Source organism: Arthrobacter sp. NPDC092385, assembly GCF_044755105.1.
Classification (GTDB): Bacteria; Actinomycetota; Actinomycetes; order Actinomycetales; family Micrococcaceae; genus Arthrobacter_D.
Genome location: NZ_JBIVQL010000012.1, coordinates 13,350 through 33,885, shown reverse-complemented (window position 1 = coordinate 33,885; position 20,536 = coordinate 13,350). Strand labels below are relative to the sequence as shown.

The following is a 20,536-nucleotide window of genomic DNA, read 5'->3' as shown; positions in this document are numbered from 1 at the left end:
GAACACATTCAATGACGAATCGATCCAGGCGCGCCACGCAGGCCGCAGCCACGGGGGTGGCCGCCGTCCTGGCCGCCGCCTCCCTGATCGGGGGCGCGGCGCAGGCCGCGCCCCCGGCCCCGCCGGGGGTCCCGGAGGGCGCCCTCACCCTCACGCCCGATCCCTCCTACCAGGGGGAGGAGTTCGAGGGCTGGGGCACGAGCCTCGTGTGGTTCGCGAACGCGACCGGCGACTACCCCGACGAGATCCGGAACCGCCTCGCGGAACTGGTGTTCGGGCCCGAGGGCCTGAACCTCAACATCGCCCGGTACAACATCGGCGGCGGTAACGCCCCCGACGTGAAGGACTACCTGCGCCCGGGCGGCGCGGTTGAGGGCTGGTGGAACGCACCCGAGGGCACCACGCGCGAGGACACCGACTGGTTCGACCCCGAGGACCCCGCCGACTGGAACCTCGAGGCGGATGCCACGCAGCGCTGGTGGATCGACCGCATCAAGCAGGACATCACCCACTGGGAGGCGTTCAGCAACTCGCCGCCCTGGTTCCAGACCGTCAGTGGCTACGTCTCCGGCGGTTTCGACGCGAACAAGGACCAGCTGAAGACCGAGAGCATCGACGACTTCAACTCGTACCTGGTCCGCGTGGTCGAGGAACTCGAGGACGCCCACGGCATCACCGTAAACACGCTCGACCCCTTCAACGAACCGAACACCAACTACTGGAGCACCCGTCTGGACGCGAGCGGCCAGCCCGTCGGCGGACGCCAGGAGGGCGCGCACATCGGCCCGCAGCTCCAGCAGCAGGTCCTGAAGAACCTCGCCCCGAAACTCGACGCCGCGAGCACCGACGCGACGATCTCCGCGATGGACGAGACCAACCCCGGCATCTTCGCCACCAACTGGAACAGCTACCCCGCAGACGTCCGCGACCTCGTCGACCAGCTCAACGTGCACACCTACGGCACCGGCCAGCGCACCACCGTGAGGGACATCGCCAAGGGCGAGGACAAGCCCCTGTGGATGAGCGAGGTCGAGGGCTCCTGGGGCAACGGCCAGAGCTTCACCAGCATGGAACCGGGCCTCGGCATGGCCAAGCGCATCACGGACGACCTCCGCGAGCTCGAGCCCAGCGCCTGGGTGTTCTGGCAGCCCGTCGAGGACTACGACAATATGAAGCCCGGCGGCGAGAGCGCGGCCGGCGCCAACTGGGGCAGTATCCAGATGCCCTTCGACTGCACCGACGCGGATACGCTCGAGAGCTGCCCCATCTACACGAACACCAAGTTCAACACCGTGCGGAACTACACGCACTACATCCAGCCCGGCGACCGCCTGGTCCAGGTGAACGACGACGACACCACCGCCGCCATCACCGGGACCGGCGCCGCCGTGGTCCACATCAACGAGTCCGCGGACGCCAAGCCCGTGGTCCTCGACTTCTCGAAGTTCGGCTCCGTCGCACCCGGCGCCACGGTGACGCCCGTGGTCAGTGACGTCAACGGTGCGCTCGTCGAGGGCGCGCCGGTCGCGATCGAGGGCGGCTCCGCCGTCCTCACCGCGCCTGCCGAGTCCGTCACCACCTTCGTGGTCGACGGCGTCTCCGGCATCGCGGAGGACGCAGCCGCCATCCAGGACGGCCACGTGTACCGGCTGCAGGGCGTGCAGAGCGGCAAGTCGATCGAGCCGACCGGCGGCACCGCCGTCATCAGCGCGAGCGACCCCGCAGACGCGAACCAGCTGTTCCGCTTCACGAGCCTGGGCGAGGACAACAGCAACCGCGAGCGCTACTCGATCACCACGCTCGACGGCGCCTCGCAGCTCGCCGACGAGGGCGGTGCTGCCGTCGTCGCTCCCGCAGGAGTGAACCCCCGCGCGGAATGGATCGCCTCCACCACCGGTGACGGCACCTACACGTTCGTGAACGCCGAGACCGGCCTGCTGCTCGAAGTGGGTGGCGGGAAGACCTCCGAGGGCGCAGCGGTCACGCTGTACATCGCGAACTCCGGATTGAACCAGCGCTGGACGCTGATCGACGAGACCGTGCTCGGCGTCGAACCGGCCACGGCGTTCACCGTCCCCGGCACGGCACCCGTGCTGCCGGAGACCGTGACGCCGGTGTACCGCGATGGCGCACGCGGTGTGATTCCGGTTGACTGGAAGATCCCGAACGACAACCGCTGGAAGAAGCCCGGCACCGTCAAGGTCAAGGGCACCGCCACCGACGCCACCGGCACGCAGTTCCCCGCGGAACTGACGGTCACCGTGGACACGCTCGTGTCCACGGAACCCGCCCGCGCCAAGGCCGTGGTCAACGGACTGCCCTCGTTGCCCGCCACGGTGACCGCCGTCGGCAGCCAGGGCGGCACGGTCGAACGACCGGTCACGTGGAGCACCCCGGTCGGCTACCCCGCACCCGGCGTCTACGAACTGGCAGGCACGGCCGACGACGGCAACGGCGGCACGCTCTCCGCGACCGTCCGCATCCAGGTCACCGCGGGCACGCTGGACAACGTGGCCGACGACGGCGGCACCACCGCGAGCGCCACGTTCACCGAGCCGGGCTACGGCACGGCCGGCCTTCTCAACGGCGACACCCGCGACAAGGCGTGGTCCAACTGGCGCTCCGGCACCAAGAACGCCGCCGACACGCTGACCGTGACCCTGCCGTCTGCGCAGACGCTCGGCGGCGTCGTCGTGCACTTCTTCCGCGACGGGTCCTCGGACAGCTACGCGCAGTCCCTGCAGCTGCAGGTGCAGGGCGCGAACGGCCAGTGGACGGATGCCGGTGGCCCGGTCGCCGTCCGCGCGGGTGCTCCGGCTCCCGCGGTGACACTGCCGCTCAACGGGGTCACGGCGTCGAGCGTCCGCGTGGTCATGACGGCCCGCTCACAGACGCACATGGTGGTCAGCGAGATCGAGGTGCTCGGGTCCGTTCCTGCGGAATCGTCGGATGCGACCCTCGCGTCGATCAGCGTCGACGGTACACCGATTACGGGCTTCGATCCCTCGGTCACGGAGTACTCGGTGCCGTCGCGGGGCAAGGTGCCCTCGGTGTCGGCTCTCTCCACGGACCCGTACGCCACGGTGACCGTGACACAGCCCTCCGGTTCCGACCGCGCCGCCGTCATCACCGTGACCAGCGAGGACGGTTCTGCCACGAGCACCTACCGGGTGCAGCTCGCTCAGTAGCTGTACCTGACCGACCGACCGACGGGGCGTCCGCAGCAGCGGGCGCCCCGTCGTCGTTCCGTAGTTCGTGCACAGGGACCCGGTAGCCCTGACAATGGTGAAGAAGCGTGTTGTGTGAGGAGTGCAGATGGCGGTCCATCGACCACGCAGGACCCACCACCGGTACGTCGATCGGAGGGACGCGGGACGGGTCCTGGCCGGCCTTCTCCAGGAGTTGAAGCCCGAGAACCCCCTCGTGCTCGGTCTTCCGCGCGGAGGCGTTCCGGTCGCGGCTGAAGTGGCGTTCGCGCTCGACGCTCCGCTGGATGTCGTGGTGGTGCGCAAGCTCGGGTTCCCCGGGCATCCCGAGACCGCGATGGCAGCACTTGCCTCGGCGGCCGGTTCCACCGAACTGGTTCGGAACGAGGACCTCCTCGTGGAACTCGGCCGGCTCGAGCACGGGCAGCGGCTCTTCGACGAGACACTGGCGCGGGAAACCCTTGAGCTGGAGCGGCGCGAAAAGGAGTATCGCGGCCACCGTCCCCCACTGGCGGTCCGTGGACGCGTGGTGGTCGTGGTCGATGACGGGCTGGCAACGGGCTCCACGATGCGCGCGGCGATCGCAGCCCTGCGTGCATTCGCCCCCCTCCGGATCGTTGCCGCGGTGCCCGTGGGTGCGCAGGCTGCCGTACGACGCCTGGAAGGCCTCGCCGACGTCGTCGTGTGCCCCTGGCAGCCGGAGAACTTCCGTGCCGTGGGTGCCGAGTACGAGCATTTCGGGCAGACGAGCGATGAGGAGGTCCGTTCCCTGCTCGCCGAGACGTCGGGGCCGCACTGATCCCGATCGGCTCTGCCCGAAGACGCCGCGACCGGGGTGGCGGCACGCCGTCGCTAGCGCAGGGCGTCGTCCAGGTGGCGCAGCCAGGACTGGAAGTCCTGCGGGCTGCTGAAATGGGCACCGGCGATCCTGCCCACCTCCGGGGCCATGTCGGGACCGTCGATGACGAGCGTGTACCCGCCCGCCGCGGTTGCCGCTTCGAAGGCCGGCAGGTCCCCGAGGTCATCGCCCGCATACGCGACGGTTCGGAGGTTCTCCGCGCTGATGATCCTCCGCAGGGCGGTGCCTTTGTCCTGCTCCAGCGGCATCCGGAGTTCCTCCACGAACTTTCCGGGCTCGTGGCGCAGCCCGTACGTGTCCAGGACTTCCCGGATGAGGGGGGTAATGAGCTTCAGGGCGCCTGCCTGGTCAGGCGCGCGCCGCCAGTGCACGGCGACCGCGAGGGACTTGTCCTCGACATGGATGCCCTCGACACCGTCCAGCTGCTGGTGCAACACCTGCGTGGCTTCCTCGACAGCCGTCATCCACTGCCGGGCTTCCGGTACCACCTCGATACGGTGATCGGTGAGGTGCTCCAGGCCGTAGGAACCATAGAGCTCGACGCCGGGGGTGCCGGCTCGTTCAGCAAGGAACGCGACCGGCCGTCCTGAGAGGAGGGCGACGACCGGGAGCTTGCCCGCCAGCCCCGCGAGGATCTCCTCGGTTCCGGGCAGGAGCTCACTGGCGCCCGGATCATCGGTGATCTGCGAGAGAACCCCGTCGAAATCCATGACCAACCCAGCGTGCTCGCTGGTGGTCAGGGCTTGCAGTACTGCGGTCGCTGCATCCATCCATCCACCCTAGACCGCCGACGTCACGGACTGCCCTGGTAGCGGCAGCGCCGACGCCCCGGATCGTGGACCACTGAACGGTGAGTGGCGCCGACACCGACGGTCCCGAGGGGACAGTCGGCGCCGGCACCGCGGATACGGGTCTCAACCTCACCGCAATCCCGGCTGATGGGGGACAACCGGGACCGCCAGTCTATGCCAGAGGCAGACAGGTCTGTCTACCGTAGGATCAAGGAACCCGTGTCCGCCCCTGAGGAGCCCCCGATGGTCACTGCGATCAGAACACCGGTCAAAGACGCCCGAGAGCGAATCCTTGCGGCGTCCTACGGCCTGTTCGTGGAGCGGGGCACCCGGGTGGTCGGCGTGAACGAGATCATCTCCGTTGCAGGCGTCGCCAAAGCGACCTTCTACAGCCATTTCCCGTCCAAGAATGACCTGGTCCTGGCGTTCTTCGAGCGCCGACGGCATCTCTTCACGCTCGGCTATCTCGCCGCCGAGTCCCAGCGCCGCGGAAGCACTCCCCGCGAGCAGCTGCTCGCGATCTTCGACATCTTCGACGAGTGGTTCCACGCCCCCGGTTTCACCGGATGCCCGTACATCCAAGCCCTACTGGAGGTCGGACCGCACCACCCGATCGGTGCAGCCAGCGTCGCCTATCTCAACGACACACGCGCCAGCATCGAGGACGCGGCGACCGCCATGGGCCTGATCGACCCCGAGGATTTCTCGTACTCCTGGATGGTCCTCCTGCAGGGAGCCGTCGTCTCAGGTACCGGGATCGACCCCGGCAGTGGACGACGGATCAGGAAGTTGGGTGATCACCTGATCACCCTGCACACTCCGGCCGACCCATCAGAGGCAGGCACCACGGCCTGACCAACCTGGGCGCTCCGGCGTGAAACGTGTGGAAGACGCCCGCTCGTTATGCTCACCCTGTTGCTGCCGCCCGGAAGCAGCGCGCAGCCGGCCGGTGTTGCCGGCAGCGCCCTCTGGCTGGATTGCCGGGTCACCTGTGAGGATGGGGTTGTGAGGCTTGATGTCGTGACGCTGCAGGTCGCTTTCGGCGTGATCGCACTGACCCTGCTGGTGTTGTTCTACGGCGTCAGTGTCCGGCGCAGCCACTCCACCTACAGCAAGTGGTGGTGCGCGGCGATCGCCTGCTTCCTCACCGGGACCGGCCTCTACCTCCTGGATGGGACCGACCATCAGGTGTGGGCGAATCCAGCCGGGAATGCGCTGCTCGTGGGCGGATCCACATGCGTCTGGGCCGGGGCACGGGTGCTGCGCACGGCAGCGCCCAGGCCCTGGCAGCTTCTTGCCGCTCCCGCCTTCACGCTGATCGCCTCCGCCCTGGACGACCCGGCGGCCAACACGTGGTCCGCAGGCGGCACCCTCCTCGGCTGCATGACGTTCTTCATCGGGCTCGCCTCCATCGAGACCTGGCGGATCGACCCCGGCATCACGACCGCGCAGCGCCCCCTGGCGATAGCCTCGGGCGTCCTCGGCCTCTACTACCTGGGCAGGTGGCTGGCCTTTTTGGCAGCAGGACCGCACTCGGAGCTCTTCGGCACCTACTTCGGCACGGTGCCGACGACCCTGTTGACCATGGTGCTGCTGATCATGGTCTCCTTCACCATGGCGACCCTCAGCACCGAACAGGCGCTGCGGGACCTCAGGGCGCAGGCCAGCCATGACGAGTTGACCCAGGTGCTCAACCGCCGAGGCTTCCTCGACCTCGCCCACGCCGAGATAGGGCGCCTGCGGACCAGCGACACGCCCTGCACCCTGATACTGGCCGACATGGACCACTTCAAACAGGTCAATGACACGTACGGCCATCCCGCGGGCGACACCGTGCTGCAGGCCGTGGCCGCCGCCTGTACTCGCTCCGCACGCTCCACCGACCTCGTAGGACGCTACGGCGGGGAGGAATTCGTCCTCCTCCTCCCGGGTGCGAACATGGACACCGCAGAACTGCTGACCGGCCTCATCAGCCGCACCCTGCGCTCCATGCAACCCACCTTCGACTTCCCGCTGCCCACCATCAGCTATGGAATCGCACCCCTGGCGCCGGCAGGTGCGGACCGCATCGGTGCCGCAATAGCCGCCGCGGACACCGCGCTCTACGCCGCGAAGAACCTGGGCCGCAACCGTGCCAGCCGGGCTCGCCACTAGCGACCGCTGGTGGGGGGACGCGAGGAGCGTCGCCGAAAGTCACCCACTCCCCTACAGCTGCACTCGGCAAGAATCGACGTCGTGCGAGCCTCCTCAGCGGCACAGTTCACGCTTCCGCCATTACGAAGTAGGCTTACGGTGCTGGCGTCGATCAGCTACGGTGCTGTTGAGGGACGGAACGCGCCGTCGTTCCAGCAGGTCTCACCGTCCACCGACGCCCCACTGCGCCACCGGAATCACCGGCACCGCAGATGCATCACGCGCACACTCAACTGGGAGAACAGCTATGACCACCGCAAACACGCCCCGCACGGGCACCCGCACCAATGTCCAGAAAGCAGCACTCGCCGTCGGCGCGGTGTTCCTGCTCGTCGGGCTCCTCGGGTTCATCCCGGGCATCACCAGCCAGTACGACCAGCTCAGCTTCGCCGGCCACGAGTCCGGCGCCCTGCTCCTCGGCCTGTTCCAGGTATCGGTCCTGCACAACATCGTCCACCTGCTCTTCGGCGTGGCCGGCGTCGTCATGGCCCGCACCATCAGTGGCGCCCGCTCCTACCTCCTGTACGGGGGCATCATCTACCTGGTCCTGTGGATCTACGGCCTGGTCATCGATCAGAACTCCGCAGGCAACTTCGTGCCCCTGAACGGTGCGGACAACTGGCTCCACTTCTTCCTCGGGGTCGGCATGATCGCCCTGGCACTGCTCCTCACGCGCGACCACAAGCGGAACGCCGCACGCGCCTAACCCCTCCCGCCTGCGCCACGCAGGGCAGGAGCGACGTCAGTGGGGCCCTGGACTTCTGAAGCCCGGGGCCCACTGACGTCAGATCGCGTCCACGAAAGGTAGTACCCATGGAGTTCCCGCGCAGGTTCGACACGATCACCATCATCTTCAACCCGAACAGCACCGGAGACGCGCCCACGCTCGCCGAGGAACTGTCCGCCGAGCTCGTGCCGGCCCTGCCGGATACGGACGTCGTCCTGCAGCCCACCGAGCACGCCGGGCACGCGATCGACCTGGCGCGCGACGCGGCGTCGGCCGGCAACGCCCTGATCGTGTCGGTCAGCGGGGACGGCGGCTACAACGAGGTGGTCAACGGTGTTCTGTCCAGCGGCAGCGACGACGCCGTCTGCGCGGTCCTGGCCGCCGGCAACGCGAACGACCACAGCCGCGTCACCGGGCGCAAGCCTCTCGCCGAAGCCATCATCGAGGGCCAGGTACGCCGGATCGACGTGCTGCGTATCAGCATCGGCCCGGCAGGCACGGACGCGGTGTACGCCCACTCCTACATCGGCTTCGGGCTGACACCGGTCATGGCGATCGACCTGGAGAAGGGCAGCAAGGGCGCCATCAAGGAGATGTTCTCCGTGGCGCGCACCTTCCGCAAGTTCAAGCCCTTCGAGATCCGCCAGAGCGACGGCGAGCGCCGGAAGTTCGACAGCCTCGTGTTCGCCAACATCTCCCAGATGGCCAAGTACGCGACCCTGAGCGAGGCCGGCGACCAGCCCACCGACGGGAAGTTCGAGGTCATCACGTTCCCGCACATGGCCAAGTGGCGCATCCTGCTCACCGCGCTGCGCGCCACGACCAAGGGACTGGGCGATCAGCCGAGCTACGCCCAGTACCGGTTCTCGACCCTCAAGCCCATGCCCTACCAGCTCGACGGCGAAGTGAGGTCCGTCGATGCCGCCACGGACATCACCATCGAGAGCGTTCCCCGGGCACTGTCCATCCTCGGCTGATCCCCCCTTCCGAAAGTACTCCGCACGCAGTGACTTCCATCCGTCCGGGCAGGCGCCTGCCGTCCTTCCTCCGCGATCTCGCCTCCCCGCGCCTGACCGATACCGAGCAGAGCGCAGGCACGGCTCCGGTCTCCTACAGCGGCACGGCCACGGTGCGGACCACCATCACGACACGGACGGGTGGCACCCTCGACGTGTCCTGCCGGCTGCATTCCTCCCGCAGGGAGCCCTCCGGTGGTGCGGCCCGGCCTGTCTTCGTGTTGGTGCACGGGATCGGGATGTCGCACCGCTACTTCGCCCGATTGCAGGCAGAACTGATTCCCTTCGGGGACACGGTCGTGCTCGACCTGCCCGGTTTCGGGGGGATGCCCAGGCCGGATGAACCGCTCGGCGTCACCGATTTCGCAGACGTGATCGCGCATGCGTTGCAGGATGCCCAGCTCTCTTCGTGCATCGTGATCGGGCACTCGATGGGCGCCCAGTTCGTCACCGAGCTCGCGGTGCAGCATCCGGAGCTCGTCGCAGCGGTCGTGCTGATCGGTCCGGTCACGGACACCTCCCATCCGTCCGCCGGCCGGAACGCCGCGGTCCTTGCCTTGGACACCCTGTTGGAGCGGCCGGCGACGAACCTCCTGGTCGGCGCGGCCTACCTCCGGTGCGGGCTCCGCTGGTACCTGGCGGAGTTGCCGGTGATGCTGGGGTACCGCCTGGATGAACGGCTCGCCGCGGTGACCCAGCCGGTCCTGATCCTCCGTGGTTCCCTGGATCCGATCGCGTCGCGGCGGTGGTGCCGGCAGCTGGCCCGCACGGCCCGTGACGGCCGCGTCGTCGAGCTGCCCGGACAGGCCCACGCGGCACACCGGGCGGGCGCGCGCGCCGTGGCCGACGCCGTCCTGCAGCTGGTCGAGGGCCTTCCTCGTCCGCCCGCAGCGCCCGGAAGGACGGCGGGCAGCGCTGCGGAAGCTGCTCTGCCGCACTGGCGCAGCATCACCATGGGCGATCGTCAATGCCGGGCGTACGTGCTGCAGCACCAGGGCGTGCAGCACGAAACGACGGGCGAAGCGCACGGGAAGCCGGTGTTCGTGCTGATTCACGGAATCGGCATGTCCCACCGCTACTTCCTGCGGCTCGGCGAGCAGCTCTCGCGCCATGGGACGGTCCTCGTGATCGACCTGCCCGGATATGGGTGGACCCGGCGTCCGGCCCGCAAGCTCACCAACCCCGCCGGCGCCGAGATCCTCGCCGCCCTGCTGGACGATCTCGGGGCCTCGTCCTGCGTCGTCGTCGGGCACTCCATGGGTGCACAGACGGCGACCGAACTGGCGATCCAGCGGCCCGACCTCGTGTCCCGGCTCGTCCTCATCGGCGCGGCGGTGGATGCGCGTCGGCGTACCGTCCCCGAGCAGGCGCTCACCCTGGGCCTGAATTCGATCCTCGAGCGACCGCTGCTGAACTCCGTCCAGTTCCTGGACGTGGTGCGGTGCGGTCCTCGCTGGTACGTGGCGGAGCTGGCCGTCGCCATGGCCTATGCCCTGGAGGAACGCCTGCCCCTTGCCCGCCAGCCGGTCCTGATCCTGCGCGGTTCCCGGGACCTCGTCGCGGGAACCCGCTGGTCACGCAGCCTCGCCGACGTGTCCCGGAGCGGTACCCTGGCGTCGATCGCGGGAGCGCCGCACTCCGTGCACCACCGCTCGCCCTCCGCCGTCGCAGCCCGCATCATCTCGTTCATCACCCAGGCGGCATCCGACCCCGGGCACGGCGAAGGTCTACAGCGCGAGCAGCGCGTCGGCTAGCGGGAGGGTGGACGCCGGCCGTCTTCCGCTCGGTCGCGGATCAGCCCTCGGGCGCGGCCGGGCCCAAGGGCGCCGGGCCCGCGGCGGGGCCCGGGCCTGGTTCCTTCAGCTCCACGAAGAAGGCGTGCGTCGCCGTCGTCCCGGTGTTCTCGCCGTGATGATTCTGGGAGGGTAGCCAGCGCACTGCGCCCTCGGGCAGTTCCACGTCGACGCTCGTCCCGCGGGCATGCAGCCGCCGATGGAACGAGCTGGCGGTGATCATGACGCTGTTGCGGCACGGCCGTCCTCGGAGCATGTCCACGAAGGTCCCCGGCGTCAGGAGGCCCCTCGCCCTGCCCCCTCCACGCCCGGCAGGTCGCGACCCAGCCGGCCGATGAGGGTCATGCTCTGCCCCCGGATCAGTTCGAGGTCCGTCCCGGCACCGCACAGCACCATGGCGGCGTCGGCCACCTGCAGCGGAGACTGCGCAGTCACCAGGCCGTCGGCCCGGAGGCTCACGAGCGACTCGACCAGGCGGAAGGCGAGTTCGCCGTGGTGCCGGGGATCGCCGGGCCACAGCGGCGCGGGGACAACGGCCGCGCCGAGCCGCCGGTACAGGCCCCGCAGCTCCTCCCGGTCGGCGAGGAACGTGTGGAAGCGCTCGTCCCGGGCTTCGGGCAGGTGGTAGAGGACCCCGATGTTCCAGCGCCCGCTGCACAGCTGCGTCCCGTCGAAGAGGGCCACGGCATGGAGCCGCGAGGCGGGAGAGACGTCGTCACGGCCCACGGCAGCGGATGCCGCCCGCGCGAAGGCCAGCCCTTCCGCGACCGTCCCGGCCAGGAGCGCCTCGAGGATGTCGTCCTTCGTGGCGAAGTGGTGGTAGAGCGAGGACTGGCGGATCCCGACGGCGTCGGCGATGGCCCGCGTCGAGGTGGTGGCGTAGCCCTGCGTGGTGAAGAGTTCGGCGGCCGCGTCGAGGATCTCCTCGCGGGCGGTGGCTCCGGGGCGGGTCGACTGGCGCGTGCGGGGACGTCCCGGTCCGGTGAGGGTCACGCCCCTCATTGTTGCACCCGCAAGGAGGCATCCGACCGGCCGCTGACGCGCCGGAGGCCACGAAACACGACCGTAACAAGCCCCTCATGAGCCTTTTACTTCTGCGAAACCCGGGCGGGACCTCGGATTGGAAAACTATCAAGTGACCGGTATTACCGTGCACCCCGCCGCACGCCCCGGCATCCGACCCGTTCGAACCACGGAGACTTCCGATGACAGTTCCCACCGCGACACCCACGGACGACGCCGACCTCACAGCCCTCGGCTACGAGCCCTCCCTGCACCGCAAGCTGGGCCGCTACGCGTCCTTCGCGGCGGGCTTCTCCTTCGTCTCCATCCTCACCACGATCTTCCAGCTCTTCGCCTTCGGCTACTCGTTCGCCGGACCCGCGTTCTTCTGGACCTGGCCGATCGTCCTCGTGGGCCAGCTGCTCGTCGCACTGAACTTCGCGGAGCTCGCCGCCCGCTATCCGCTCTCGGGTGCCGTGTACCAGTGGGCGCGACGCGTGGGCGGCGAGACCGTGGGCTGGTTCGCCGGCTGGTTCATGGCCGTGGCCCAGGTGGTCACTGCAGCCGCCGCAGCCATCGCCCTCCAGGTGGTACTGCCGCAGCTGTGGAGCGGATTCCAGCTCGTCGGCGGCGACCCCGCCCTCAACACCGTCACCGGCGCCGCCAATGCCGTCGTCCTCGGGGCCGTCCTCCTGGTGGCCACCACCGTCATCAACGCGATGGGCGTCCGGCTCATGGCGCACGTGAACTCCGTGGGTGTGACCTGCGAGATCGTCGGCGTCATCGCCGTCGTCCTCGCCCTCATCACGGCGGCACAGCGCGGGCCCGACGTCGTGATGGACACCACCGCACTGCAGGGTTCGGACCTCGGCGCCGTGGGCGCGTTCCTCGTCTCCGGCCTCATGGCCGCCTACGTCATAGTGGGCTTCAACTCCGCCGGCGAACTCTCCGAGGAGACCCGGGACCCGCGTCGCACGGCCCCGCGCACCATCATCTCCGCGCTGGTGATCTCCGGGATCGGCGGGGCGCTCATGATCATCACCGCCCTCATGGCGGCACCGAGCCTCGACGACGGTCGGCTCGCCACCGAAGGCCTCCCCTACGTCCTGACTGCGGTCCTCGGCACGTTCTGGGGCAAGGTGCTGCTGGTCGACGTCGCCATCGCGATCTTCGTCTGCACCCTCGCCATCCAGACCGCCGGCTCGCGCCTGGTCTTCTCGATGGCCCGGGACGGCAAGCTCCCAGCCTCCGCCCTGCTCTCCACCGTCCACCCCCGCCGCGGCACCCCGATGTGGCCGTCCATCGCCATCGGAGCGCTCGCCGTCGGCGTCCTGGCGATCAACGTGGGCAACGCAGCGCTCTTCACCACGCTGACCAGCGTGTGCATCGTCATGGTGTACATCGCGTACCTGCTCGTCACCGTCCCGCAGCTGATCAACCGGCTGCGCGGCGACTGGGACCGCGTGGGGCAGACCATGCCGTCCGGCCTCTTCTCCCTGGGCCGCTGGGGGCTGCCCGTGAACGTGCTCGCCGTCCTGTACGGCGCCGTCATGGTGGTCAACCTCGCCTGGCCCCGGCCCGAGGTGTACGACCCCGCCGGCGAGAACGGGATCCTCCTCTACTCCGCTCCCCTGATGGTCGCCGTGGTGCTGCTCGGAGGCCTCTGGATCCGCCGGAGCATCGCCGCCAAGGCCTCCTGACACGTCCCCCGCACGCACCACCGACAGGACCGACATGACACAGACCACCGACACCCCGGCGGGCACGGCCACCACGGCCGGAGCCCGAGCCCACGCCCGGAACCAGCACAGCCGGACGGCGGACACCATGCGCCACATCCCCGTGTCCACCGCGCCCTCCGCCCTCACGGACACCCTGCCCGACGGCGCCGCCGACCGCCTGGTCTGGTCGGAGACCCTGGCCTTCGGCCGCTACACCACCCTGCAGCTGGCCCGCGGCACGCGGCTCCGCCTCACGGACACGGGTGATGCGTGCGCGCACACCCTCCTCTACCGGGCCGGTGCGCCGCACGAGCGCTTCAACGCCGCCGACACCGTCAAGGTCCCGTGGCAGGCCTACCCCGGAACCGGGCACCCCCTCCTGTCCGACGCCGGGCGCATCCTGGCCACGATCGTCGAGGACACCTCGGGCAGCCACGACGCCCTGACGGGCGCCACCACGCTGGCCGGGAACACGGCACGCTACGGAGCAGGGACGGCGCACAGCACCTCGCCCGCCGCCCGCGAACTGCTGACCCTCGGAGCGCTGAAGAACGGCCTCGGGCCGAGGGACGTCGCGCCGTCCCTCACGCTCTTCAAGGGCATCCGTGTGGACCCCGACGGCGGCACCCGTTTCACCGGCAGCGCCGGCCCCGGCGCCCACGTGGACCTGCTGCTGCAGGTGGACACCGTCGTCGTACTGGCCAATACCGCCCACCCGCTGGACCCGCGTACCGAGTTCGCGGGCAGCGCCGTCGGCATCGCCGCGTGGCGGGCCCCCGAGGAGCTCGCCGCCCTCGCCGAGGGGAGCCTGATCGGGCCGCTGGCACCCGAACACCTGCAGGCACTGGACAACACCGAGCACGATCTCGCCGCAAGGAGCACCCGATGACCACCACCCTCCCGCAGCAGGCAGGCAGCATCGCCCTCGCGCCCGGCGCCGTCGTCCTCGACGAGTACGTCGAGGCGCGCGGGCCCTGGTCCGCCGTCGTCGCGGCCGGTGACGTCCTCACCATCGTGGACCTCGACGGCAACCAGGCGGTCGACTGCCTGCTCTACGCCGCCGGGGACACCACCGTCCGGTACTCGGCGCCGGTCACCATCGCCCAGCAGCGCTCCATCGTCCTCACCACCGGCTCCGTGCTCCGGGCGGACACGGGCCTCGGCCTCATGACGGTCGTCGCGGACGAGGTGGGCGTGCACGACACCATCGGCGGTGCCTGCTCCCAGGAGTCGAACACCCTCCGGTACGGCCAGCACACGCGCGAACAGCACGCCTGCGTGGAGAACTTCCTGATCGAGGGCTCCCGCTGGGGGCTCGGCAAGCGGGATCTCGTCTCCAACATCAACTGGTTCATGAACGTCCCGGTCGATCCGGACGGCGCCCTCGGGATCGTCGACGGCCTCTCCGCCCCGGGCAAGCGCGTGGCGCTCCGGGCCGAGGTGGACACCCTCGTGCTCGTCTCGAACTGCCCGCAGGTCAACAACCCCTGCAACGGCTTCAACCCCACGCCCGTCCGCATGATCGTCACACGCCCGGAGAATGCCGCATGAACCGCTTCGACACCCTGCTCGTGGCCAACCGCGGGGAGATCGCCTGCCGCATCATCGAATCGGCCAGGAAGCTCGGGCTGCGCACGGTCGCCGTCTTCTCCGAGGCTGACCGCGGCGCCCGCCACGTCCGGCTCGCCGACGAAGCCGTGCTCCTCGGCCCGGCGCCGGCCAAGGAGTCCTACCTCCGCGTCGGGGCCCTGCTGGCCGCCGCGGCCTCCACCGGCGCCGGCGCCATCCACCCCGGCTACGGCTTCCTGTCCGAGGACGCCGACTTCGCGGAGGCCGTCGAGGCGGCAGGCCTGGTGTTCGTCGGCCCCACGCCCGAGCAGCTCCGCACCTTCGGCACCAAGCACACCGCCCGCGACGCCGCATCCGCCGCCGGCGTCCCCATGATCGCGGGATCCGGCCTGCTCGACGGCGTCGAGGAAGCCCTCGCGGCCGGGGCGGCCATCGGCTACCCGCTCATGCTCAAGGCGACCGGCGGCGGAGGCGGCATCGGCATGACGGTGTGCCGCTCCGAGGAGGAACTCGCCGAGAGCTTCCCCCGGGTGGCCCGCCTCGCCGGAGCCAGCTTCGGCACCGCCGGCGTCTTCGCCGAGCGCTACGTGGAGAACGCCCGCCACGTGGAGGTCCAGGTGTTCGGCGACGGCGAGGGCCGCGTGGTCAGCCTCGGCGACCGCGACTGCTCGCTGCAGCGCCGGCACCAGAAGGTCCTCGAGGAAGCACCCGCGCCGGACCTCCCGGACGCCCTCCGCGAGGAACTGCACCGCAGCTCGCGGGCCCTGTGCGCGTCGCTCGGCTACCGCTCCGCCGGGACCGTGGAATTCGTCTACGACTCCGTGCGCCAGGAGGCCTCGTTCCTCGAGGTCAACGCACGCCTGCAGGTCGAGCACCCCGTCACGGAGTCGATCACCGGCGTCGACCTCGTCGAGTGGATGCTCCGCCTCGCGCAGGGCGGGCCCGACGCCGCGGCGGTCCTCGCCGGTGTCCCCGACAGCGTCCCCGTCTCCGGCCACGCCGTCGAGGCCCGGGTCTACGCGGAAGACCCGGCGCGCGGCTTCCAGCCCAGCGCCGGCACGATCACCAACGCCGCCTACCCCGAGGCGGAGCACGTCCGGGTGGACACCTGGGCCGAGACCGGCAGCGAGGTCTCCACCAACTACGATCCCCTCCTCGCGAAGATCATCACCTCCGGCAGCAGCCGCGACGAGGCCTTCGACCGCCTCGCCGACGCCCTGACCGGCACGCGGATCGACGGCATCGAGACCAACCTCGGCATGCTGCGCACCGTCAGCACCCTCGACGTCGTCCGCGCGGCAGGGCACTCGACCAGCACGCTCGACACCGTGGGGGACCCGGAACCGCGCATCACGGTCGGGCGGCCCGGACTCCAGACCAGCGTGCAGGACTGGCCGGGCCGCACCAATCTGTGGCAGGTCGGCGTCCCGCCGAGCGGCCCGATGGACGACCTCTCCTTCCGGCTCGGCAACCAGGCCCTCGGCAACCCCGAAGGCGCCCCGGGCCTGGAGTTCACGATGACCGGACCCAGCCTGACCTTCTCGCACGAGACCACGGTGTGCGTGACCGGCGCGGACGTCCGCGTGACGGTGGACGGCGCCGACGTCGCCGCGTGGGAGCCGGTCACGGTTCCCGCCGGCGGAACGCTCGACGCCGGGACCGCGGAGGGTGCGGGCCTGCGCGGCTACATCCTGTTCGCCGGCGGCCTCGACATCCCGCTGTACCTCGGCAGCGCGTCCACGTTCACGCTCGGCCAGTTCGGCGGGCACGCCGGGCGCGTCCTGCGCACGGGCGACGTCCTGAGGACCGTACGCGCCGCGTCGCCCGCGGGCGCCGCCGGCCCGGTGGCGCTCGACGCCCGGCCCGCGCTCACCTCACGCTGGGAACTCACCGTCGTCGAAGGCCCGCACGGCGCACCCGAGTTCTTCCAGCGGGAGGACATCGAGGACCTCCTCGCCACCGACTACGAGGTGCACTTCAACTCCGCGCGCACCGGGGTCCGGCTCATCGGGCCCAAGCCCCGCTGGGCGCGCAACGACGGCGGCGAGGCGGGCCTGCACCCCTCCAACATCCACGACACCGCCTACTCGGTGGGAGCCCTGGACTTCACGGGTGACACGCCCATCCTCCTCGGACCGGACGGGCCCAGCCTCGGCGGGTTCGTCTGCCCGGTGACGGTCGTGACGGCGGATCGCTGGAAGCTCGGGCAGCTCCGCCCGGGCGATACCGTGCGCTTCGTCCCGGTCCGGGCCGTCCAGGCACCCTCGCTGCGGGACCTCGGCCCCGGGCGGCAGCTCATCCTGCCGGACGCCCCGGAACTGCTGCCCGGCGGCAGCGCGTCCCTGCACCGGCAGCTGCTCCGCGGCGGGGACGGCGACGACGGCGTGCTGGCACGCGTCGCGGAGGAACCGGGCAGGCCCACCGTGACCTACCGTCGCTCGGGCGACGACAACCTCCTCGTCGAGTACGGCGACATGGTCCTCGACCTCGGCCTCCGGGCGCGCGTGCACGCCCTGCACCAGGCCATCGAGCAGCTGCGGCTTCCCGGCGTCGTCGACCTGACGCCCGGAATCCGCAGCCTGCAGATCAAGGTGGACCCCTCCGTCCTGTCCACGCGCCGCCTGCTGCAGGTGGTGCAGGACGTCGAGAGCGCCCTGCCGGCCAGCTCGGAGCTCGTGGTCCCCAGCCGCTCGGTGCGCCTGCCCCTGTCCTGGGACGACCCGGCGACGCGCGAGGCGATCGAGCGGTACATGGCCGGAGTGCGCGACGACGCCCCCTGGTGCCCCTGGAACATCGAGTTCATCCGGCGCATCAACGGGCTGGACTCCGTGAACGACGTCTTCGACACCGTGTTCGACGCCGAATACCTGGTCCTCGGCCTGGGCGACGTGTACCTCGGAGCACCCGTCGCCACGCCCCTCGATCCGCGGCACCGCCTCGTCACCACCAAGTACAACCCGGCCCGGACGTGGACGCCGGAGAACGCCGTGGGCATCGGCGGCGCCTACATGTGCATCTACGGGATGGAAGGCCCCGGCGGTTACCAGTTCGTGGGGCGCACCACGCAGGTCTGGTCGCGCTACGCCGACTCCGCGCCCTTCGAGCCGGGATCCCCGTGGCTCCTGCGGTTCTTCGACCGCATCTCCTGGTACCCGGTCAGCCCGGAGGAACTGCTGGACCTGCGCGCCGACATGGCGGCGGGCCGCGGACGCGGCGTCGAGATCGAGGAGGGCACGTTCTCGCTCGCCGAGCACGAACGCTTCCTCGACGGGAACAGCGCATCCATCGCCGAGTTCCGCGGCCGGCAGTCCGCCGCCTTCGCCGTCGAACGCCAGGCCTGGGCCGACGCCGGCGAGTTCGACCGCGCCGATGCCGCCGCCGCCGTCGTCCCCGACTCCGAGGACCTGGTGGTGCCCGACGGCGCCACACTGGTCTCCTCGCCCTTCGCGGCCAGCGTGTGGAAGGTGGACGTGGCCGCGGGTGACGCGGTGGTGAAGGGACAGCCCCTCGTCTCCCTCGAGGCCATGAAGATGGAGACCGTCCTCAGCGCTCCCTGCGACGGCCTGGTGCTGCAGGTACTCCCCCTCGCGGGGTCGCAGGTCGTGGCCGGCGAGGCGCTGGTGGTCCTCGGGGCTTCCCCCGAGACGGAGCCCGGGACGGAGCCCGCACCGGGGCAGGATCCCGAATCACGAGCAACAGAAGAGGTGGCTGCATGAACGCCCTGGCAACCGAGCGCGTGCGCGCCGCACTCGCGGCGATCGACGCCGTCGACCGCCCCGAGATCTGGGTGACCCTCCGCACGGCCGAGGACCTCCTCGCCGACGCCGCCGACATCGACGCGCGGGCCGGCGGGGGCGAGGAGCTTCCCCTCGCGGGCCTCCTCCTCGCCGTGAAGAACAACGTGGACGTGGCGGGCATCCCCACCACGGCGGCCTGCCCGGGCTTCTCCTACGATCCCGGGCAGGACGCCGAAGCGGTGCGCCGCCTGCGGGCGGCGGGCGCCGTCGTCCTGGGTGCCACCAACCTGGACCAGTTCGCCACCGGACTCGTGGGGACGCGCAGCCCCCACGGGGCCGTGCGTGATGCCCGCCGCCCCGAGTACATCTCGGGCGGTTCCAGTTCCGGGTCGGCCGTCGCCGTGGCCCTGGGCCTCGCGGACATCGCCATCGGCACCGACACCGCCGGTTCGGGGCGCGTCCCGGCGGGGCTGCAGGGGATCGTGGGCATCAAGCCCACGCTGCACGTCGTCTCCACCGACGGCGTGGTGCCCGCCTGCCGTTCCTGGGACGCGGTGACCATCCTGGCCCGGGACCTCTCCCTGGCGGAACGCGCGATGGGCGTGATGGCGGGAGGCTCGCGGGCGTGGCCGTCCGACGTGCGCCTGGCGGCCCCGGCCCGTCCGCGCGTCGCCTACCCCGCCGACCTGCCCGGGCTCTCCCCCGCGTGGGCCGCGGAGTTCGGCCGGCAGGTCGCCCGGCTCGAGGCGTCCGGCGTCGACGTCGAGCCCCTGGCGATCGACGGATTCCTGCAGGCCGCGCGCCTGCTCTACGACGGCGCCCTCGTGGCGGAGCGCTATGCCGCCGTGGGTGCCTTCGTCGACGGTGCCGTGGCGGACGGCAACCCCGCCGGCCTCGATCCCACCGTCGCCGGGATCATCGGCCGCGCCGGCTCGCTGTCCGCCCACCAGTACGTGGCGGACACCGCCCGGCTGGCCGGCCTCGAGCGGGAGGCACTCGCGCAGCTCGAGGGTTTCGACGCCCTGCTGGTACCCACCGCTCCCCTGCATCCCCTCCTCGCGGAGGTCGCCGCGGACCCGGTCGGCGTCAACTCGCGCATGGGGACGTACACGAACTTCTGCAACCTCTTCGACATGTGCGCGGTCGCCGTGCCGGCGGGTGAGGTCGAGGGAGCCCAGTTCGGCGTGACCGTCGTCGGGCGCACCTTCGACGACGCCGTCGTGGCGGACATCGCCCGCCGCATCGAAACCACTCCTGCCCCTCCCGCCCTCTTCGCTGCGGGAGCCGCCGGCCCGGCCGATGCCGGGCGGCCGTGGCCCCTCGCTGCCGGCGCCTCCGGAGTCCCGCTCGTCGTCGTCGGGGCGCACCGCCGCGGCCAGGTCCTCGCCGGCGAACTCGAGCACCTGGGCGCGGGGTGGGACGGTCCGGTGCGGACGGCGGCCCGCTACCGGATGGTGGCGCTGGACACGCAGCCGCCGAAACCGGGCGTGTACCGCTCGGACGACGGCGCGGAACTCGTCGCCGAGCGGTGGATCCTCTCCGAAGCGGCGCTCGGGCGTTTCCTCGCTGCGCTGCCCGAGCCCATGCTGCTCGGCTCCGTCCTCCTCGAGGACGGCACGGCCGCCGTCGGCTTCGCGTGTGACGCCGTCGCCGCCGCTGCGGGCAGGGACATCACGCACTACGGCGACTGGCTCGCCGCGACGGCCGGGGCCTCGCCCGGGCGGGACGAAACCGGTCCGAACGATCCAGGGCCGGACAATCCGGGGACGGACGACACGAAACCGCGGTCCCACGGCGCCGTCCGCGACTTCCTGGTGACGGCTCTCTCGCGGGGTACCTACGCGGACACCGGGCGCCCGTAGCCATGGCGGCTCGTCCGGAGGTGACCGGGACCGGCTGGTGGCGGAGGTTCACGGATCGGT

15 protein-coding genes are annotated in these 20,536 nt (G+C 70.6%); 12 read left to right on the top strand and 3 right to left on the bottom strand.

The features are described 5' to 3' along the window. Nucleotides 1–11: 11 nt before the first annotated feature. Together ACIQCY_RS14560 and ACIQCY_RS14555 are read left to right on the top strand one after the other, a co-directional pair. A complete protein-coding gene (locus ACIQCY_RS14560) occupies nucleotides 12–3,188 on the top strand; it encodes a glycoside hydrolase (RefSeq protein ID WP_400484617.1) in 3,177 nt (1,058 codons plus the stop codon). Nucleotides 3,189–3,315: 127 nt separating this feature from the next. Next, on the top strand, nucleotides 3,316–4,005 hold the full coding sequence (locus ACIQCY_RS14555; RefSeq protein WP_400484616.1) for a phosphoribosyltransferase: 690 nt from the start codon (nucleotides 3,316–3,318) through the stop codon (nucleotides 4,003–4,005). Nucleotides 4,006–4,058: 53 nt separating this feature from the next. Here the strand turns inward: ACIQCY_RS14555 and otsB are convergent, their stop codons facing one another. After that, the gene (gene otsB, locus ACIQCY_RS14550) at nucleotides 4,059–4,835 is read right to left on the bottom strand and encodes a trehalose-phosphatase (RefSeq protein WP_400484615.1); all 777 of its coding nucleotides are present in this window, start codon (nucleotides 4,833–4,835) and stop codon (nucleotides 4,059–4,061) included. Between the two features lie 264 nt (nucleotides 4,836–5,099). Here otsB and ACIQCY_RS14545 point away from each other — a divergent pair, with 264 nt between their 5' ends. The 5 genes from ACIQCY_RS14545 (at nucleotide 5,100) to ACIQCY_RS14525 (ending at nucleotide 10,546) form a co-directional block, all read left to right on the top strand. After that, nucleotides 5,100–5,711 (top strand): TetR/AcrR family transcriptional regulator, encoded by a 612-nt coding sequence (locus tag ACIQCY_RS14545; RefSeq protein ID WP_400484614.1) that lies wholly within the window; start codon nucleotides 5,100–5,102, stop codon nucleotides 5,709–5,711. Nucleotides 5,712–5,861: 150 nt separating this feature from the next. Continuing rightward, nucleotides 5,862–7,010 (top strand): GGDEF domain-containing protein, encoded by a 1,149-nt coding sequence (locus ACIQCY_RS14540; protein WP_400484613.1) that lies wholly within the window; start codon nucleotides 5,862–5,864, stop codon nucleotides 7,008–7,010. A 286-nt stretch (nucleotides 7,011–7,296) separates the two neighbouring features. Continuing rightward, nucleotides 7,297–7,755 (top strand): DUF4383 domain-containing protein, encoded by a 459-nt coding sequence (locus ACIQCY_RS14535; RefSeq protein WP_400484612.1) that lies wholly within the window; start codon nucleotides 7,297–7,299, stop codon nucleotides 7,753–7,755. 107 nt (nucleotides 7,756–7,862) lie between these two features. Then, nucleotides 7,863–8,753, top strand: a complete 891-nt coding sequence (locus ACIQCY_RS14530) for a diacylglycerol/lipid kinase family protein (RefSeq protein ID WP_400484611.1) — start codon at nucleotides 7,863–7,865, stop codon at nucleotides 8,751–8,753. 29 nt (nucleotides 8,754–8,782) lie between these two features. Then, nucleotides 8,783–10,546 carry an alpha/beta fold hydrolase gene (locus ACIQCY_RS14525; RefSeq protein WP_400484610.1) on the top strand — a complete coding sequence of 588 codons (1,764 nt, stop codon included), beginning with the start codon at nucleotides 8,783–8,785 and terminating at the stop codon, nucleotides 10,544–10,546. Between the two features lie 40 nt (nucleotides 10,547–10,586). On the opposite strand, the gene ACIQCY_RS14520 is transcribed toward ACIQCY_RS14525, so the two are convergent. Together ACIQCY_RS14520 and ACIQCY_RS14515 are read right to left on the bottom strand one after the other, a co-directional pair. Then, on the bottom strand, nucleotides 10,587–10,808 hold the full coding sequence (locus ACIQCY_RS14520; protein WP_400484609.1) for a hypothetical protein: 222 nt from the start codon (nucleotides 10,806–10,808) through the stop codon (nucleotides 10,587–10,589). A 53-nt stretch (nucleotides 10,809–10,861) separates the two neighbouring features. Further along, a complete protein-coding gene (locus tag ACIQCY_RS14515; protein WP_400484608.1) occupies nucleotides 10,862–11,578 on the bottom strand; it encodes a TetR/AcrR family transcriptional regulator in 717 nt (238 codons plus the stop codon). Nucleotides 11,579–11,790: 212 nt separating this feature from the next. Between ACIQCY_RS14515 and ACIQCY_RS14510 the strand changes: the two genes are divergently transcribed. The 5 genes from ACIQCY_RS14510 to atzF are packed head-to-tail and all read left to right on the top strand — an operon-like array spanning nucleotide 11,791 to nucleotide 20,476. Next, nucleotides 11,791–13,287: an amino acid permease gene (locus ACIQCY_RS14510; RefSeq protein WP_400484607.1), complete on the top strand. Its 1,497-nt coding sequence runs from the start codon at nucleotides 11,791–11,793 to the stop codon at nucleotides 13,285–13,287. Nucleotides 13,288–13,321: 34 nt separating this feature from the next. Continuing rightward, on the top strand, nucleotides 13,322–14,197 hold the full coding sequence (locus ACIQCY_RS14505; protein WP_400484606.1) for an urea amidolyase associated protein UAAP1: 876 nt from the start codon (nucleotides 13,322–13,324) through the stop codon (nucleotides 14,195–14,197). Next, nucleotides 14,194–14,859: an urea amidolyase associated protein UAAP2 gene (locus ACIQCY_RS14500; protein ID WP_400484605.1), complete on the top strand. Its 666-nt coding sequence runs from the start codon at nucleotides 14,194–14,196 to the stop codon at nucleotides 14,857–14,859. Before ACIQCY_RS14505 ends, ACIQCY_RS14500 begins: the two co-directional genes overlap by 4 nt. Continuing rightward, nucleotides 14,856–18,593 carry an urea carboxylase gene (uca, locus tag ACIQCY_RS14495; RefSeq protein WP_400484604.1) on the top strand — a complete coding sequence of 1,246 codons (3,738 nt, stop codon included), beginning with the start codon at nucleotides 14,856–14,858 and terminating at the stop codon, nucleotides 18,591–18,593. The genes ACIQCY_RS14500 and uca overlap by 4 nt, the downstream gene beginning before the upstream one ends. Continuing rightward, complete coding sequence (gene atzF / locus ACIQCY_RS14490) at nucleotides 18,590–20,476, top strand: allophanate hydrolase (RefSeq protein WP_400484603.1); 1,887 nt, start codon at nucleotides 18,590–18,592, stop codon at nucleotides 20,474–20,476. Before uca ends, atzF begins: the two co-directional genes overlap by 4 nt. Nucleotides 20,477–20,536 lie beyond the last annotated feature (60 nt).

Bases quoted from the DNA above. Each gene is read 5' to 3' on its own strand.
- ACIQCY_RS14560 (WP_400484617.1), top strand. From the start codon at position 12: ATGACGAATCGATCCAGGCGCGCCACGCAGGCCGCAGCCACGGGGGTG.
- ACIQCY_RS14555 (WP_400484616.1), top strand. From the start codon at position 3,316: ATGGCGGTCCATCGACCACGCAGGACCCACCACCGGTACGTCGATCGG.
- otsB (WP_400484615.1), bottom strand. From the start codon at position 4,835: ATGGATGCAGCGACCGCAGTACTGCAAGCCCTGACCACCAGCGAGCAC.
- ACIQCY_RS14545 (WP_400484614.1), top strand. From the start codon at position 5,100: ATGGTCACTGCGATCAGAACACCGGTCAAAGACGCCCGAGAGCGAATC.
- ACIQCY_RS14535 (WP_400484612.1), top strand. From the start codon at position 7,297: ATGACCACCGCAAACACGCCCCGCACGGGCACCCGCACCAATGTCCAG.
- ACIQCY_RS14530 (WP_400484611.1), top strand. From the start codon at position 7,863: ATGGAGTTCCCGCGCAGGTTCGACACGATCACCATCATCTTCAACCCG.
- ACIQCY_RS14520 (WP_400484609.1), bottom strand. From the start codon at position 10,808: ATGATCACCGCCAGCTCGTTCCATCGGCGGCTGCATGCCCGCGGGACG.
- ACIQCY_RS14510 (WP_400484607.1), top strand. From the start codon at position 11,791: ATGACAGTTCCCACCGCGACACCCACGGACGACGCCGACCTCACAGCC.
- ACIQCY_RS14505 (WP_400484606.1), top strand. From the start codon at position 13,322: ATGACACAGACCACCGACACCCCGGCGGGCACGGCCACCACGGCCGGA.
- ACIQCY_RS14500 (WP_400484605.1), top strand. From the start codon at position 14,194: ATGACCACCACCCTCCCGCAGCAGGCAGGCAGCATCGCCCTCGCGCCC.
- uca (WP_400484604.1), top strand. From the start codon at position 14,856: ATGAACCGCTTCGACACCCTGCTCGTGGCCAACCGCGGGGAGATCGCC.
- atzF (WP_400484603.1), top strand. From the start codon at position 18,590: ATGAACGCCCTGGCAACCGAGCGCGTGCGCGCCGCACTCGCGGCGATC.